The following is a 16,926-nucleotide window of genomic DNA, read 5'->3' as shown; positions in this document are numbered from 1 at the left end:
CATCCGGGAACGTTACTCTCGGGGGCCCGATGATCGATCGTCCGGGTGCGGCATGCTGTCTGCCCGGAAGCGATACGTGACCAGGCCGATCCGGTGCGTATGGGGGGAAACCCATGGGGCGAGTGACACGTAGGGCGTTCGCGGGAGCGATGCTGGCCGGACTCACGGCCACCGGAGGCGCGGTGGCCTGGGGCGCGACGACCGGCGACGAGACGGACGAGAACGAGAAGGCCGAGGCCCGGCGCCGCGCCGACTCCGGTGAGCTGCGCGGCATGTGGCTGTCGACCGTCACCAACCGCGACTGGCCGTCCAAGACCGGGCTGACCGCCGCCGAGCAGCGCTCCGAACTGCTCGCGCATCTCGACATGGCCGTACGCTGCCGCCTCAACGCGGTGATCTTCCAGGTGCGCCCCACCGCCGACGCCCTGTGGCCCTCGCCGTACGAGCCCTGGTCGCAGTACCTCACCGGCGTCCAGGGCGAGGACCCCGGCTGGGACCCCCTCGGCACCGCCGTCGAGGAAGCGCACGCGCGGGGTCTGGAACTGCACGCCTGGTTCAACCCGTACCGCATCGCCAACCACGCCGACCCCACCAAGCTGGTCGCCTCCCACCCCGCCCGCGAGCACCCCGACTGGGTCGTGCCGTACGGCGGGAAGCTCTACTACAACCCGGGGCTGCCCGAGGTCCGCGCCTTCGTCCAGGACGCGATGCTCGACGCGGTGAAGAAGTACGCCGTCGACGCCGTGCACTGGGACGACTACTTCTACCCGTACCCGGTCGAGGGCGCGGTCTTCGACGACGACGCGGCGTACGAGGAGTACGGCGGCGACTTCGAGGACCGGGCGGCCTGGCGGCGGGACAACATCGACAAACTGGTGCGCGAGACGGCGGCCCGTGTCAAGAAGATCCGGCCGGGCACGCAGTTCGGGATCAGCCCGTTCGGAGTGTGGCGCAACGCCGCCACGGACTCGCTCGGCTCGGACACCCAGGCCGGCGTGCAGACGTACGACGATCTGTACGCCGACACCAGGAAATGGGTGCGCGAGGGCTGGATCGACTACATCTGTCCGCAGCTGTATTGGTCGGCACACCCGCTTGACCAGGAGGTTCCCGCCAACTATGCAGTCCTTCTGCCCTGGTGGGCAGAGGCCGCGAGGGGGTCGGGGACACGGCTCTACATCGGGGAGGCCCTCTACAAGGCGGGCGACCCGGCACAGCCCGCGGCCTGGCAGGACCCGGCCGAACTGTCCCGACACCTCACCCTCGGCAAGGAGCACCCAGAGGTGCGGGGTCAGGTGTTCTTCGCGGCCAGGGAGGTCGGGGAGGACAAGATCGGGGCCGTGGCCCGGGTGGTTGCCGACCACTACCAGCGGTCGGCGCGGACGCCCCGATGATTGAGGGGCAGGCCACCTACGGGGTGCTCACGGAGATCCTGAGCCGGCATCCTGAGTGGGAACAGGCCCAGATACCGGGCCTATTGTTCCCCCACCCTGCGGCTGCCCCGGATGAGCGGCGGCCGCCCCGCTGCCGCGTAGAGGGGCTGGCGGTGGCTTCATCAGGGTCGCAGTCAAAAGGCAAGGGACCAAGTCCCCGGGAGACCCTGCAGAGCAGCCGGGCTCAATGCCCGCCGACTGGCTGAGTCAGGCAGGCAGGTTCATTCTTCGCACGGACGACGCGATGGGTGAAAGTCCCGGGGCGGGGTCACCTTCCCTACAGCGCTGTACGGTGCGTAACCCGCACCGTTAAAGATCTCTAGAGACTGTCTTCAGTTGTGATCAAGACCGGGTCCGCTTTGTAGCGTCTTCGGGTTCCAGCTCGAACGTGAAATAGATGCTCAACATGTAGGGCTCCTCTTCGTCGTGCATGAAGTCCCATGAGACAGCTGCCAGGAAGACTTTGTGTTCCCCCACCCACTCATGGGCTTTCCTGAAGGCTTCCGCGGCAGTTGTTGCGGGGAACAGCTTCCTGGCCATGGGATGGACCTGAGTCTCAGCATCTGTGTCGTCGAAACCCTGCGGAACGTCCAGGCAGAAGTCGGGATCGAGCTCCATGGACTGCGCCCTTTCCAGTCGGTTACCAGTACGAGTCGACAGAGGCTGACCCTCTGAACACGACGCCCGGTAAGACCGCCGCACGCCCGGAAGGGTTGCTTCCGGCGACCACGCGGCGAGGTGCCGCAGCCGGTGTCGCGGCCCCGCAGTGATCCAAGCGTGGTTGTGATCAATCAGTTGCCTGCAGGAGGTCATTGACCCAGATCACCGAGCAGGGCTTGCTTCAAGACGGCCGTGGGGCGCGCCGCGAATCGCCGGCATCGCCTACGGCAACGGCAAGCACGGGTTCACCTGGAGCAGCGACTCCGGCACGATGATGGTGTCGGACAACGTCACATCGACAACACCGAGCGCAGCATCGACTTCGGCGGCGGCATTTCGGTGTTCCGCAGCAACACCTCCTGCAACGCCGTAACCGGTCGAACCCCCAGGTCCGACCTGGGGGTTCGACCGGCGGGTCAGCGTGCGACGTCGAAGGTGGCGGCGCGGGGCACGAACGTCGTGTCCCCGTCCTCGGCCGTCGCCAGTGCCGAGACGTACCATGTGCCCTTGGCCAGTTCGGCCGCCTCCCGCTTCGTGACCTTCAGCGTGTAGGTGCAGCGGGTGGTCTCGTCCGAGGTGCTCCGGCACTTGGCGCTCTCCGCCGAGCGAAGCTCCGCCTCGGTCGGGTCGAGCTTCGAACTCGCGGGCCACGCAAGGACTTTGAGGTCCCGGATGCCCGAGTCGTCGCTCACGTCCGCGGTGAAAGTGAGCGAGCCCGCGCTGCCGTCGGACGGAGCCGCGTAGCGGGCCGAGCCGTGCTCCAGGGTCGGCTCCGTGGGGGCCGAGGCCAGGGCGAGGCCGCCGGCGGCCACTCCGCCGAGGGCGACGGCGCCGATGAGCGACGAGAAGAGAATGCGCTTGGACATGGGAGATCCCCCTGAGTTCGTTGGAGAGTTGGCTTGGATACGCGGAAAAGCGTGGAAGAACCGCTGGTAGTACGCGGTCTTGGAAGTGGTCGTAGAAGCGGTGGCCGACCGCGTTCTCGATGTGATCGAGCCTATGGCCCAGGGCATGGCGCCGTCCTCGCGCTGCGGGACGATTGGCGCCTCGAACCGCAGGTAGAGACTCTGCAACCCAGGTAAGAGACCGGAATCCGCCTCCAGCCGGAGTCGGGCCGCTCACCTGCGGCCATAGCCTTGATCCGCCATGAAATCCGTCATGAACCGAACCGACGACCGGCTGCTCCCGGTCCTGCTGATCTGCGCCCAGGCCGTGGTGTGGCCCGGGGCGACGCTGGTGCGCGGGGCCGTCCCGCCCGCGTCCGCCCTTCTCGTGGCGGCCCTGGTCGCCGGAGTGGTGACGGCCGCACTCGCCCTCCGCCGTGTCCGCCCGGTGGCCACCCTCGTCGTGGTCGCCGCTGCCTGTGCGCTGGGCGCCGGGCCGCTGCCCGCCGGGGCGATGGCGGTACTCGGCACCGCGGGTGTCGCGCAGGCCCTGTTCACCGTGGCGACCGAACGCGACGCCTTCACCGCCGTGTTGTGCGTGGTGTCGCTCGCCGCCTGGCAGCTCCTGCAGGGCATCAGCCTGCACGGGCTCAGCGACCGCAATGGACTCGACCTCGTTCTGACCGCGGTGCTGTACGCCGCCGTGTGCGGCGCCGGCCTCCTCGTACGGCGGAGAAGTCGCGCGCGGAAAGCGGCCGAACAGCTGCTGAAGCGGGCCGAGTCCGAGCGCCACCGGCTCCCGGCGGTCGAACGGCGCCGTATGGAAAGGGAGTTGCACGACGTCAGCGCTCACCATCTGACAGCCGTGGTGGTCACGGCGGGGGCGGCCCTCGGGCTGCGCGAACGTCGTCCCGAACTGGCCGAAGACGCACTGGAGTTCGCGGTCGAGACCGGCCGCGAGGTCACCCGCGCGCTCGGCGCGGTACGAGCACCGGCTCCCTCCCGCGAGGACGTGCCGTCACCGGAGCAACGGCTGCTGGACCTGGTCGCGGGGTTCCGGCGCCTGGACCAGCAGGTGGACTGCGAGATCGACTCTCTGCCGGACGGCGCCGTCGCGGACGCGGCGTACGGCATCGTGCGCGAGGCGCTGACCAACGTGGCACGGCACGCCCCTGGTGCGCATACGAGGGTGCGGGTCCGGTACGGCGACACTCGCACGGACGTCGTGGTGACGAGCGCGGTACCGCCGGCCGGTGCGGCGGCGCACGGTGCGGGGCTCGGGGGCGGTCGCGGCCAGGGCTTCCTGAGGTCGCGGGCCCGGGAGGTGGGCGGCAGCCTCACCACCGGCCCGACGGCGGAAGGCGGTTGGGAGGTGCGCGCGGTCCTGCCCGGTCGGACCGCCACCCCGGTGGAGCGGTCCGTCCCGCGGAGCTACCGCCTGGCGCAGCTGACGGCCGCCGTCGGCCTGGTCGTACAGCCGCTGCTCCCGGCGCTGGTCATCCGGGCGGAGGACGCGTCGAGCGGTACGCGGGTGTCCGCGGGCGTGCTCTTCGCGCTGCTGGCCGCGGCGCAGGTGGTCGCACTTTTGTGGCTGCGCCGTGCGCCCCGCGCGGCCCATGGAGTCCTGTTCGGTCTGGCCCTGCTCTGGCCGGTGGCGATGGCCACGGGCGACTACACCGGTCCGGTGGTCCTGCCCCCTGCGCTGAGCCTGCTGGCCACCTGCGCGGCGCTTGCGGCGGACGCCGCCCGTACGGCAGTCGGTCCGTCTCTCGCCGAAGACCGCCCGCGCCTTTCCCTGCCGGCCCTCCCGGTCGCCGCCGTGGCAGCGCACGCGGCGGCCGCGACGGCAGCTGTCCTGGACCGGGGCACGACGGTCCCCGTCTGGGCGGTCGCCGCGTCGGCGACGGCCGGGGCGTCCCTGGCGGTCGGCGCGGTCCGCTGGGCCGGAGCCCTGCGCGGGCGGCGTGACCGGGTTGCCCGGGGCACGCAGAACGAACGCCTCGCCGCCTGGACCGAGGAGGCCGTCCGGGACGCGTGGGCCGAGCGCCGCCGGATCGCCGCCGGCCTGGAGACCACCGTCCTCTCCCGCACCGCCGACATGGTCGCTCAGGCGGAGGCGGGCCGGCTCGACGTGACCGCCGAACGCGCCCGCGAGGCCCTGGCCGCGATGCGCGCCCTGCTCGATGCGGTCCGGGAGGGCGAGACAGGGCTCGAGCTGCGGCCGCAGCCCACCCTCCAGGCGCTCGACCTGCTCGCCCACCAACTTCGGGCCACCGGCCGCGACATCGAGATACGGCTGACCGATCGCGTACCGGAACGGCTGCCCACCGCTGTCGATCTGGCCGCCTACCACGCCGCCGAGACGGTGCTAGCGGCCGGCGGCGAGGAACCCGCGGTGCTCGAACTCGACGCGGACGGCGGTACGTTGACGCTCACGGCCACCGGGGTGCCCCGCGCCGCCGACCCCGCCGTACGGGAGCGGCTGACCACGCGGGTCTCGGCACTCGGCGGCACCCTGACCACCGGCCCGCAGGGCACCGTCCGCCTCCGGCTGCCACTCGCAGTCACGCCGGACAACGAGGAGAGACAACGATGAGCCTCAACGTGCTGGTCGTCGACGACCAGGGCATCGTACGGGCGGGGTTCGCCGCCGTGATCGACGCCGAGGAGGACATGACGGTCGTCGGCGAGGCCGCCGACGGCGCCGCCGCGGTACGGCTCGCCGAAGAGCTGGCACCCGACGTGGTCGTCATGGACGTACGCATGCCCGAACTGGACGGCATCGCCGCCACCCGCATCATCACCGGCCGCCAGGACGCGCCCCGTGTCCTCGTCCTGACCACCTTCGACCTCGACGCGTACGTCTTCGACGCGCTGCGCGCCGGCGCCTCGGGCTTCCTCCTCAAGGACGTACATCCCTCCGAACTGCTGCGGGGCATCCGGGTGGTGGCGGCCGGCGAGAGCGTGCTCGCCCCGTCCGCGACCCGCCGCCTCATCGGCCACTACGCGTCCGGACCACCCGCCGCGGTCCCGGCCGGGAGCTCCCCCGAGCTGGACAGCCTGACCGGCAGCCAACGGGGCGTCCTCACCCTGGTCGCGTCCGGCCTCACCAACGCGGAGATCGCCGAGCAACTCGGCATCACCGTAGGCACCGTGAAGTCCCACGTGAACGCGCTGCTCCGCAAACTCGGCCTGCGCGACCGCGTACAGGCGACGATCCTCGCGTACGACCTCGGCCTCGCCCGCCCGAATCCGCCCGGCGCCCACCTCTGACCACCGCAACGCAACCAAGGAGCCATCCCCGTGACCGATACCGGTTCCGGCCGATCCGTCGCCCGCCGTCTGCGCGACGCCGTCGGCGTCGTTGGCCTCGTCTACCTCGTGGTCTGTGCCGTCCTGCTCGTGTGGGCGCTCGTGGTGACCGCGGGCGACAGCTCGGGCGAGTCCATGGCGGGCGTCATCCCACTCCTCGCCACCGCCCCGGCCAGCCTCGTGCTGCTCGTACTCCCGGACGGCGCCGTGATGCTCGTCGCGGCCGTCGTTCTCGGGGCGCTGGTCAACGCCGCGATCATCGGCTGGTGCGCCCGCGCACTGCGCCGCGGCAACAGCCCGGACCCGGCGTCCTGAGCCCCGGCACCTGCAGGAGGCTGCTCATCCGACTGCGCCAGGAGGCAGTCGGCACTTTTACGACGCACACCGTCACATCGTTTCGAGGCTGCCGTAGATGAGGACCGCGACGCCGGCGACGACCGCCAGGTAGGAGCCGCCGGCGGTGAGCAGCGCTCTGCGGATGCCGATCCGGGAGCGCGCCACCGTGTACGCCAGGACGGCGGCCGCCAGGCCCACCACCACTTCGAGCAACGCGAGCAGCCACCCGATGCCCATCACTTTCTCCTGTTCCGGTGTTGCTGTGTTTCTGTGTTCATTCGGTGCTGCCCAGTGCGGTCATCGGGGTGATGCGCGCGGCGCGGCATGCGGGGAGGAGGCCGGCGAGGGCGGTGAGGGCGGCCAAGCCGGTGAAGACGGCCAGCAGTTGTCCTCCGGGCAGTCGCAGGGGGGCCTCGGCGACGAGGATGCGGACGAAGAGCCAGGCGTAGGGGATGCCGAGGGCCAGGCCGAGGACGCCGCCGAGGACTCCGTACAGGCCGGCCTCCATGGTGATGGTCCGGCGCAGTGCGCCGTCGCCCAGCCCCAGCGCGCGCAACAGCCCGAACTCACGGGTGCGTTCGATCGCGGTCAGGCTGGTGGTGGCGGTGACGCCGACGACGGCGATGAGGACGGTCAGGGCGACGAGCCCGAGTGCGATGGTGCCCATCATTCCGATCGCGTCCTGGTTGCTGTCCCGGTCGTCGGCCAGGACGCTCACGCTGACGTCGTCGGGGTTCGAGACGTGGTCGAGGATCGTGGTCTCCAGCGCCCGGTGCGCTTCGCCCCGGGCGGCGAGGCCCTCGGCGGCGGCGTCGGCGAGGATGCCGCTCGCATTCTTGGCGGCACCCATCCGGTCGAGGTCGGCGGGTACGACGAGTACGTCCGCGAGGAGCGGGCCCTGACCGGGCAGCGTGGCGGCGACGGTCAGCTCGATGTTGCCGCGGCGGGACGGGAGGGTGAGGGTGAGGGTGTCGCCCGCCCGTACTCCGAGGAGGTCGGCCAGCTCGGATGCGACGACCGCGCTGCCCTGGTCCAGGTCGTCGAGGGTGCCGGTGGCGGTGTCGATGTACTTGCCGGTGGGCAGGGCGTCCGGATCCAGGTCCGACACCTCGAACTCCTTGCGCAACTCCTCGGGGCCGACGGTGACTTGGCGGGTGCGGTAGCTGGTGACATGGGTGAGCTGGGGGGACGCGGCGAATTGTCGTACGACGGTGGCGTCCAGGCCCTGGCCGTCGGCCGTCACCCGGAAGTCGGCGGGAGTTTCGACGGCGGCGGTGCGTTCCGTGTAGCCGTTGAGAGAGGCGACGCCGACGAGGGCGCCGGAGACCAGGGCGACTCCGAGGGCGACGACGACGGAGACGGCCGCGGCACGGCGCGGCGTGCCTCCGACGCCGCTGACGGCCAGTCTGCCGCTGGTGCCCAGTCGGCGCAGCGGCCAGCCGGCCACGGAAAGGACGGGGCGGACCAGGAGCGGGCCCAGGGTGATGAGCGCCAGGAAGGCGAGGCCTGCCGAGGCGACGGTGACCAGCATGGCGAAGTCGCTGTCGGAGTTCTCCTGGCCGGGCTGGGGCAGTTGGTCGAGGAGCACAGCGGCGAGCCCCGTGGCCGCGGCGGCGAGGAGGACTCCGGCAGCGAGCCGGGCGGGGTGGATGCGGTGTTCGCCCGTGACGGTGCCGGCGGCGCGCAGTGCCTGGAGCGGGGACACCCCGGCTGCCGAGAGGGCCGGGGCGAGGACCGCACCGACCGTCACCAGCATCGTTCCTATGATCACCAGCACGGCGTACAGCACGGGGAAACCCGGTGCGGACAGCTCCTGTCCCACGACGAGGAGGCGGGCGGCCGACGGGGCGAGGTGTCCGGCGCCCAGTGCCGTCAGCACACCGAGCGAGCCCGCGACCGCGCCCACCACGGCGCCCTCGACGGCGAGCGCGGTCACCAGCCGGGGCTGCGGGGCGCCGATGGCGCGCAGGAGTGCCAGCTGCCGCAGCCGTTGCGCGAAGACGATACGGAACGTCGAGGTGGCGACCAGGGCAGCGGCTCCCACGGCCACGGCGAGGAACACGGAGATGAGCAGGAAGAGCTCACTGAGGTCGCCGCTCACGGCCTCGCGTGCCTCCTGGGCGCGGACAGTGTCGCCGGACGTGAGCGACGCGGACGCGCCGGAGGACGCCTTGCCGAGCACGGCGCGCACCTGCTGGGCCAGCTCGTCCTCCGGGACACCGTTCTTGGCCCGGATGTCCACGCGCGGATAGCCCGGCAGCTCCGCGAAGCGCGAGAGGTACGCGTCGGTGGCGTAACCGCCGGCCTGCTGCTCGGCTGTCGCGGTGCTCTTCACCACGCCGGTGACGGCGACGGTGAACTTGACGGTCTTTTCCGGGTCCTTGGGGTCGGGGAGGAGCAGGGTCGTGCGGGTGCCGGGGGCGAGCTCCAGTTCTTCGGCGGCCCGGCGGTTGACCGCGATCTGGCCGGCGCCCTCGGGATAGCTCCCCTTGACGAGCTTGACTTGGGACAGCGGCCCGGTGCCGGGGTCGGAGTGGAGCTGCAGCCAGCGCTCGAGCGGACCGGCGATCGGTGCGCCGGTGTCCAGGCGGCCGACGGCCTCGGCCGCACCGGGCAACGCGCGGATCCGCTCCAGCGTGGCATCGCTGATGTTGGTGGCCGACTCGTCGCCGGCGGTCGCGACCAGGCTTACGGCTTCGGGTGTGCCGCGGAAGCGGTCGAGGGCGGTGTTGGTGGTGATCTGCTGGGCCATGACGGTGGCGAAGACCACGAAGGCGGCCACCAGGACCGACAGTCCGGTCGTCACCAACCGGCCGGGCCGCCGCAGCAGTTCGGCCAGCTGCGATCCCAGGACGCTCGCGCGCCAGGGGGTGTTCACGTGCCGGGGGGCGTTCATCGGGCCCTCCCCACGGTCTGCATGGCCTGTGTGACATCGGCGCCGGCCGCCGCGTCGACATCGTCGACGATGCGTCCGTCGGCGAGGACGAGCACGCGGTCGGCGTAGGCGGCGGCTCGCGGGTCGTGCGTCACCATGACCACGGTCTGGCCGAGGTCGCGCACGGAGCGGCGCAGGAAGTCGAGTACCTCCGTGCCCGACCGCGAGTCCAGGTTGCCGGTGGGCTCGTCGGCGAAGACCACGGCGGGCCGGGCCACCAGGGCCCGGGCCAGCGCCACGCGCTGCTGCTGGCCGCCGGACAGTTCACCGGGCCGGTGGGACATCCGGTCGCCGATGCCCAGCACACCGACGAGGTGGTCGAGCAGGTCGTGATCCAGGCGCTGGCCGGACATGGTGACAGGCAGCGCGATGTTCTCCAGAGCGGTCAGCTGGGGCAGCAGGTTGAACGCCTGGAAGACGAAGCCGACCTTGTCCCGCCGTACGCGGGTCAGCGCCCGGTCGGACAGACCAGTCAACTCCGTGTCGTCCAGGACAACTTGGCCCGAGCTGGCTGAGTCGAGACCGGCCAGGCAGTGCATCAGCGTCGACTTGCCCGAGCCCGACGGGCCCGCGATGGCCGTGAACTGCGCGCGGGCGAAGCCGACGGTCACTCCGTCCAAGGCCCTGATCTGCGTCTCGCCCTGCTGATAGATCTTGACCAGATCCACGGCTGCGGCGATGTGCTCACCAGCGGCTGCGGACATTCCCGTTACGTGCGGCATAGCCATGACGTGAATTCCCTTTGCGGCGACGGGTCAGGACGCGACCGGAGGAAATGCGAGCTTGACCCCGGCGTCTGCACAGTGGCCGTTGGCCTTCTTCGCCAGCTTGTCCACTTCCCGGTCCGCCGGGGGTGTGCCCTCCCCCTTCGCGTTCAGAAACGCCCACCCTTGGTATATGGAGATCTGGGCGCTGAGGTGTCCGTCCTTCATCTGCGACCTGCGCAGCTCTCCCGTGCTCTGCCACCACTCTTCGACGGCTGCCTTGCCGCTGGGGAGTTCCTGCGCCTCGTCGACGAGTTTCTGCGCCAGCACGCAGTCGGCCTTCGACGCCTGGCTGGGCTCGTTGCGCTCGTTCCACCAGCGGCTGCCCGCGACCGCGAGCGCCGTGAGAAACAGCGCTGCAATGACGCCGAACAGAATTGCCTTGTTGCGTTGCGTGGGCTTGTTTCGCGTGGGCGCGAAAACAGTCATGATGACCTCCGAGAATTTCTTCCGAAGCTGTTCGTCGACGTTCGTCGACGCATCTCGACGTTTGTCGATCAGCTACGGGTAATTCTCGAAGAACGGGCATCGCGGCACATCGGCTCAGAACCTGATCTCCGCGCCGCGGAACTGCAACCGGAGACAGAGGGCGGGACTACGACCGCAGTCGCAGTCCCGCCCCGTAACAGCGGGAGTCGCTGACGAGTGGTCAGTCGGCGGGGCTGGCGAGGCCCGTGTCGTAGGCGAATATGACGGCCTGCACGCGGTCACGCAGGTCCAGCTTGGTGAGGATCTTTCCGAAGTGGGTCTTCACGGTCGCCTCCGCGATGAACAGGCGCGAGGCGATCTCGCTGTTGGACAGGCCCTCGGCGACGAGACCGAGCACCTCTCGTTCGCGAGTGGTCAGCGTCTCCAGCCGCTCGTCATGGCGGGCCGAGGGCGCCAGCTTGCCCGCGAACCGGTCCAGGAGCTGGCGGGTGACGCGCGGGGCGACGACGGACTCGCCGGCCGCCACGACACGGATCGCCGCCACGACCTCCTCGGGCGGGGTGTTCTTCAGCAGGAAGCCGCTCGCTCCGGCCTGCAGCGCGGCGAAGGCATCCTCGTCGGTGTCGAAGGTGGTGAGCACCAACACCCGGGGCCTGTCCGGGAGTTGACCCAGGCGCCGCGTCGCCTCCACCCCGTCCATGACGGGCATACGGATGTCCATGATGACGACGTCGGCCTCGGTGCGGGCCAGCAACGCCAAGGCGTCCGCGCCGTTCTCCGCCTCGCCCACGACCTCGATGTCGCTCTGCGCGGCCAGCACCATCGCGAACCCCGCCCGGATCAGCGGCTGGTCGTCCACCACGACGACACGGATCACCCCACTCGCACCCTTCATCCCGTCACTCGCCCCGTCCTTCATCCCGCCGTCCTCACCGGAAGTTCCTTGATGGGAAGCTCCGCATCGACCTGCCACCCCGCGCCCAGACGTGGCCCGGCGGTGAAACTGCCGCCGGACACCTCCACCCGCTCGCGCATGCCCACCAGCCCGTTCCCACCGCTGACCCGCTCGGCCGCCATCGCAGCGCCGGCCAGCTTGCCGGCCCCGTCGTCGACCACGCTGATCAGCACCGCGTCCTCGTCGAACCGCAGCGTGATCGCGACCTGTGCGCCGGGACCGGCATGCCGCAGCACGTTGGTCAGGCTCTCCTGGACGACCCGCAATACGGTCAGTTCGTCCCCCGTCGACAGCCCGCCCCGTTCACCCTCGACCGCCAGGTCCACCTTCAGCCCCGCGGCACGGGCACGCTCGGCCACCGTCTCCAGGTCGTCCAGCGAGACCCGGCGGCGACCGCCGTCCGCATCCTGCGCCTCGCCCTGGCCGGAGCCCCGGCCGCCGCGCAGCACCCGCACGATGCGGTGCATGTCCTCCAGCGCGTCACGCCCCGTGTCTCCGATCGCCTTCAGCGCCGAACCCGCCTTGTCCGGATCCGACTTGAGGGCGTAGCCGGCCCCGTCGGCCTGCAGGATCATCACGGCCAGACTGTGGGCCACCACATCGTGCAGTTCCCTGGCGATCTCCGCGCGCTCTTCGGCGGCCGCGAGCCGCACCAGGTGCTCACGCTCCCGTTCAGCCGTGGCGGCCCGGGCTTCCAGACTGGCCACGTACAGCCGACGTGTCCGCAGCACCATGGCGGTCAGCCACACGGCCGCACAGACACCACCGAGGGCGACGATGTCGCCGAAGGACTCGCCCTCCTGCCCGCCGAAAGGGATGAACCCGCCGAAAGCCACGGCCACGCCCAGCAGTACGACCGCACCCGCCGTGTAGGCATGCCACATCTGCCGGGTATGGGTCACCACCGAAACCATCGCGACGAGCAGCGCCACGTCGTACGCGGCCGGTTCGGACGTCGGCACGAACTGGACCAGCGCAAGCCCCGAGACCAGGCCCATCACCGTCATCGGCCGACGCCGACGGAACACCAGTGCCAGGGCCATCGCCCAGCCGATGAGCTGGTCAAACGCATCGGTGTAGCGCGAGGCCAGGCCGACCACCAGCACCGCGATCGCGACGTCGTACGCCGTGTGTATCCACGGCAATGCCTGTATGCGGCGCAACATGGCGGACAGGCTACGACATGGCGCCGCGCTGCGTTCTTGAAAGTAAATCAATTCCCGACAACCGTCCGACAATTTCTGTGCAACGAACCGGAGTTGCCCGATCGGCGGACCGCGTACGATCCTCATCCCTCACCTGGGTCATCGATTCGGACTCCGCAGCCCAGGAGGAACTCATGCGTAAATTGGCGTCAGTTGTCGTCAGCTCCGTAATGGCATTCGCTGGTATGGCCGCGATGGTCAGCACCCCGGCCCAGGCGGCGACAGGACTGGAATACGTGGCTCTGGGGGATTCATACGCATCCGGAGTCGGCGCGGATACGTACGACGCCTCCAGCGGCGACTGCAAGCGGAGCCCGGACAACTACCCGCACCAGTGGGCGGCCGTTCACCCCGGTTACACGCTGAAGGACGTCACCTGCAGCGGTGCGACCATCGCGGACATACGGAACAACCAGCTGTCCGCCCTGAGCTCCACGACCAACTTCGTCACCCTCACGGTGGGCGGCAACGACGCCCAGTTCGCGTCGGTGGTGGAGACGTGCCTCACCAAGGACGACTCCACCTGCTCGTTCGCCACGCAGTGGATGTCGTACTACGCCAAGAACCAGCTGGTGACGGAGCTCGTCGTCCTGTACGCCGACATCAAGGCCCGCGCACCCAAGGCTCTGATCCTCGTCCTCGGCTACCCGAAGACGCTCTCCTCGACCGGATCGTGCGGCGCCATCGACCTCAGCTCCGCCAAGCGCACCGCCACGAACGGCCTGGCCGACGCCCTGGCCGAGGGCACCCTGGCCGCGACGGTCAAGGAGCCCGTCTGCTTCCTCGACATGCGGAAGCAGTTCACCGGCCACGAGGCGTGCGGCTCCGACCCGTGGATCAACGATCTGACCAACCCGACCGCGGTCTTCCATCCCAACGCCGCGGGTTACACGAAGGGCTACGCCGCGAAGCTCAAGGCCACCTGGGGCTGACCCCTTGGCGGCCTGGGGCGGGGAACCGTCCCGGGCCGTCACGCCACTGCCGACGCCCCGCTCCGTGTCGTCGCCCAGGCAACTGGCCCGTCGGGCTCCGCCGTCCTGCGGTAGGCACTCAACGCTGAGCAACGCTTTGGCCTTGGTTCCCGTCCTCTTCTCAGAAATGTAGGAGGCGCCCGGGAAGCCTGGGACAACTGGGATGCCCGGGCACAAGGGCCAACCAGGAGGAGGAGCGTTGAATCGTGTCCGGCGCACAATAGTCGCCGCTGTGGCGTTATGCGCGGTGATGGTGGGGTCGCCAGGATTGGCGCACGCTCAACCGGCAGCCGATCCCGTACCGTCCGCGCCATCGGCCGACCCCGACGGAGGGCTTCCAGCGGGTTGGCAGATCACCGGCACGGGCTCCGGTCAGCAGCTGACCTGGCACTCGACCGCACCGGTGCCCATGGGCGACGCCGCCGTCGAGTTCTACGCCGGAGACCGGCTCCTCGGCCGGCCCATGGCCGCCGAGGACCGTCGTACGTTCAGCCTCAGCCTCGACGGCGTACGCCTCGGGCCGGTGACGGAATTGCAGGTGCGGGCCGGTGGGCGCCGCCTCGACGGATCCGAGGCCGCGGCCGACCCGCAACGGCGGCGCTCCACAGCGCCGGTGAAACCGTCGGCCCCGCTGCCGGCCAACCCCGTAGACCCCGGGGTCCCCGGCCCGTACCGGACGACCACCGGCGAGTACGAGCTGAAATCGGTGCAACTGCCCGGCTTCCCCGCCCCGGTGGAAATGCGCGGAACCGTGGTGGCGCCGACCGGGGCCCCGGGCCGCCGGCCGCTGGCCCTGTTCCTGCACGGCCGCCACTCCACCTGCTTCACCGCTGAGGGCGGCGAGGGCGACGAGGGCGAGACGCTCGGCGCGTGGCCCTGCCCCACCGGATCGAAGCCGATACCGAGCCACCGCGGCTACCTGCATGACCAGGAACTGCTGGCGTCCCAGGGCTATGTGACGGTGTCGATCTCCGCCAACGGCATCAACGGGCAGGACTACTTGGCGGAGGACGGCGGAGCGCAGGCCCGCTCGTCCCTGGTACGGCAGCACCTCGCCCGCTGGGCGGACTGGGCGGGTGCCGGACGGGCCTCGGCACCTGCGATCGTACGGACCACCTCACGGGCCGACCTGTCCCGAGTGCTCCTTGTCGGACACTCGCGGGGCGGCGAGGGCGTGAACCGGGCCGCGATGGACAGCCTCACCAAGCCGCCCGCCGACCAGGACGGTTACCGAGGACCGGTGCGCTGGAAGATCCGCGGGACCGTCCTCATCGGTCCCACCGTCTTCGGGCAGAACCCGGCTCCCGAGGTGCCGTCGATGACGATCCTGCCCGGCTGCGACGGCGACGTGGCCGATCTGCAGGGTGAGATCTACGTCGACGGCACACGCGGCGTCAGCCGTGGCGCCGCCCTGCACAGCGCGGTCTACATGGTGGGCGCCAACCACAACTTCTTCAACACCGAGTGGACACCAGGGCAGGCCGAAGCACCGGCCTTCGACGACTTCTGGAACGACGAGGAGGAGCCGGACCCGGTCTGCGCACCGGGCACCGCGACCCGGCTGACCGCCGAGCGCCAGCAGGCCGCCGGTGCCACGTACATCGCCGCCGCGGCCCGGCTGTTCGTCGCGGGGGACGACCGGGTGCGTCCGCTGCTGGACGGCTCGGGCGTGCGAGCGAAGTCGGCGGACCCCGCGCGCGTACTCACACACGCAGTCGGCGCCCGTCGCACGGCCGCGTTCCTGCCGGACGGCGACGCCTCGGTCACGGTGGACGGCGGCCGGCTCTGCGCACAGGTGGACCCCGACCCGGCCACCGCCTGCCTGGACCCCGACGGGCCTGGTCGGTCACCGCACTTCGCCCCATGGGAGACGTCTGCGGAACCGGGCCGCAACGCCGTGGCGCTGGACTGGTCGGCACCGGGTTCCGCGGTAAGTGTCCGGCCCGCCCGGCCGGTCTCCGTGTCCGGAGCCAAGGCACTGACCCTGCGGGTCATCGTGCCGCCGAACACCACCGGCACCCGGCTGGACGTGTCCCTCACGGACACCGCAGGCCGACGGGCGACACTCGGCCAGGTCCGCGTCGACGGACTGCCGGGGACGGAGCGGACCGCCTCGTACTGGGGGCGGGAGGTACGCGTACCGCTGACGGCAGCGGCCAGGTCCGGCCTGGACCTGAAGCGGGTGAAGGCGCTGGAACTGACCCCCCGTAACCAGTCCGGGCAGGCCTGGCTGATGGATGCCTGGGGCTGGAGCCCCGGCATGGCGACGGTCCGGCCCGTCACGCTGCCACGCGTCGACATCGGCCGGCTGAAGGTCGAGGAAGGCGACTCCGGAGTACGGAACTACAGGGTGCCGGTGCGGGTCTCCGGACAGGGCAGCGGCCAGGTCCGGCTCTTCGTCGCCGATCCCGCCACAAAGGAGGTCACGTCCCGGGTGGTGACGGTGCGCCCGGGCAGCGACGACATCGAGGTGCCCGTCGAGGTGCACGGCAACACCCGCTTCGACTACGGCACCTCGCATGACGTGTTCGTGAAGGCGGTCCACGGCGCCGTGGTCGGCAACCACCGCGGCGGCGTGGCCGTGAAGAACGACGACCCGATGCCCACGTTCAGTGTGACGCCGGTCGCGGACCGGGTCACCGAAGGGCAGAGCCTGACCTGGCGGATCACACAGTCCGCGGTCGCCGACACGGACATCTGGTTCGACACCGCCTTCGTGCCGGTCAACGGCGGCGCCGAACTGTCCACGACGGACCTCGACCCGGACTGGTTCGAGGAGAACGTCGGCGAGTCACCGAGCCCTTCCCGACCGCTGTCCGAGGTGCAAGCGTTCTACCTGCCCGTATGGATCCCCGCGGGGCAGCTGACCACCGAGGTGAGCGTAGCCACCGCCGTGGACGGGGCGAGCGAGCCGGAGGAGTCACTGCGGATCGAGCTGACCACCTGGGACGAGCAGTGGGAGCCGCTGGAAGGCCCGGTACTCACAGGAACGGTGCTGGACGCGCGGTAGGCCGTGCATCACAAGGTCTCAGGGACGTGGGG

Annotated in this window: 14 protein-coding genes; 6 read left to right on the top strand and 8 right to left on the bottom strand. The window is 70.5% G+C overall.

All coding sequences use genetic code 11. The annotated features are described in order from the left end of the window. The first annotated feature begins 113 nt into the window (after positions 1-113). Entirely contained in the window at positions 114-1,394 is a 1,281-nt protein-coding gene (locus ACYVO6_RS01285) for a glycoside hydrolase family 10 protein (RefSeq protein ID WP_461056507.1), read from the top strand. A gap of 381 nt (positions 1,395-1,775) precedes the next feature. On the opposite strand, the gene ACYVO6_RS01280 is transcribed toward ACYVO6_RS01285, so the two are convergent. After that, positions 1,776-2,051, bottom strand: a complete 276-nt coding sequence (locus ACYVO6_RS01280) for a hypothetical protein (protein WP_461056506.1) — start codon at positions 2,049-2,051, stop codon at positions 1,776-1,778. A 458-nt stretch (positions 2,052-2,509) separates the two neighbouring features. Next, a complete protein-coding gene (locus ACYVO6_RS01275) occupies positions 2,510-2,959 on the bottom strand; it encodes a DUF5707 domain-containing protein (RefSeq protein WP_461056505.1) in 450 nt (149 codons plus the stop codon). A 292-nt stretch (positions 2,960-3,251) separates the two neighbouring features. Between ACYVO6_RS01275 and ACYVO6_RS01270 the strand changes: the two genes are divergently transcribed. From ACYVO6_RS01270 to ACYVO6_RS01260, 3 genes are read left to right on the top strand one after another with little or no spacing between them, the layout of a single operon-like run. Continuing rightward, the gene (locus ACYVO6_RS01270) at positions 3,252-5,573 is read left to right on the top strand and encodes a sensor histidine kinase (protein ID WP_461056504.1); all 2,322 of its coding nucleotides are present in this window, start codon (positions 3,252-3,254) and stop codon (positions 5,571-5,573) included. Next, positions 5,570-6,250, top strand: a complete 681-nt coding sequence (locus ACYVO6_RS01265) for a response regulator (protein WP_461056503.1) — start codon at positions 5,570-5,572, stop codon at positions 6,248-6,250. Before ACYVO6_RS01270 ends, ACYVO6_RS01265 begins: the two co-directional genes overlap by 4 nt. A 30-nt stretch (positions 6,251-6,280) precedes the next feature. After that, the gene (locus tag ACYVO6_RS01260; protein WP_461056502.1) at positions 6,281-6,604 is read left to right on the top strand and encodes an SCO4225 family membrane protein; all 324 of its coding nucleotides are present in this window, start codon (positions 6,281-6,283) and stop codon (positions 6,602-6,604) included. A 72-nt stretch (positions 6,605-6,676) separates the two neighbouring features. Here the strand turns inward: ACYVO6_RS01260 and ACYVO6_RS01255 are convergent, their stop codons facing one another. The 6 genes from ACYVO6_RS01255 to ACYVO6_RS01230 all read right to left on the bottom strand — a co-directional run bounded on the left by ACYVO6_RS01255 (position 6,677) and on the right by ACYVO6_RS01230 (position 13,000). Then, complete coding sequence (locus ACYVO6_RS01255; RefSeq protein WP_461056501.1) at positions 6,677-6,862, bottom strand: hypothetical protein; 186 nt, start codon at positions 6,860-6,862, stop codon at positions 6,677-6,679. A 37-nt stretch (positions 6,863-6,899) separates the two neighbouring features. Continuing rightward, positions 6,900-9,521, bottom strand: a complete 2,622-nt coding sequence (locus ACYVO6_RS01250; RefSeq protein ID WP_461056500.1) for an FtsX-like permease family protein — start codon at positions 9,519-9,521, stop codon at positions 6,900-6,902. Further along, positions 9,518-10,264 (bottom strand): ABC transporter ATP-binding protein, encoded by a 747-nt coding sequence (locus ACYVO6_RS01245; protein ID WP_461056499.1) that lies wholly within the window; start codon positions 10,262-10,264, stop codon positions 9,518-9,520. Before ACYVO6_RS01245 ends, ACYVO6_RS01250 begins: the two co-directional genes overlap by 4 nt. 51 nt (positions 10,265-10,315) lie before the next feature. After that, positions 10,316-10,753, bottom strand: coding sequence for a hypothetical protein (locus ACYVO6_RS01240; protein ID WP_461056498.1), 438 nt, complete (start codon positions 10,751-10,753; stop codon positions 10,316-10,318). Between the two features lie 220 nt (positions 10,754-10,973). Beyond that, positions 10,974-11,672: a response regulator gene (locus tag ACYVO6_RS01235; protein ID WP_461056497.1), complete on the bottom strand. Its 699-nt coding sequence runs from the start codon at positions 11,670-11,672 to the stop codon at positions 10,974-10,976. Beyond that, positions 11,669-13,000, bottom strand: coding sequence for a sensor histidine kinase (locus tag ACYVO6_RS01230; RefSeq protein ID WP_461056496.1), 1,332 nt, complete (start codon positions 12,998-13,000; stop codon positions 11,669-11,671). Before ACYVO6_RS01230 ends, ACYVO6_RS01235 begins: the two co-directional genes overlap by 4 nt. Positions 13,001-13,107: 107 nt before the next feature. Between ACYVO6_RS01230 and ACYVO6_RS01225 the strand changes: the two genes are divergently transcribed. Both ACYVO6_RS01225 and ACYVO6_RS01220 read left to right on the top strand, forming a co-directional pair. Further along, positions 13,108-13,845 (top strand): SGNH/GDSL hydrolase family protein, encoded by a 738-nt coding sequence (locus ACYVO6_RS01225; RefSeq protein WP_461056495.1) that lies wholly within the window; start codon positions 13,108-13,110, stop codon positions 13,843-13,845. Positions 13,846-14,134: 289 nt separating this feature from the next. Beyond that, positions 14,135-16,894, top strand: coding sequence for a hypothetical protein (locus tag ACYVO6_RS01220; RefSeq protein ID WP_461056715.1), 2,760 nt, complete (start codon positions 14,135-14,137; stop codon positions 16,892-16,894). The last annotated feature ends 32 nt before the right edge of the window (positions 16,895-16,926 follow it).

It is taken from the genome of Streptomyces pseudoechinosporeus (genome assembly GCF_054783935.1).
Note: the sequence above shows the minus strand (reverse complement) of the source record. Positions and strands in the feature narration are given on the sequence as shown.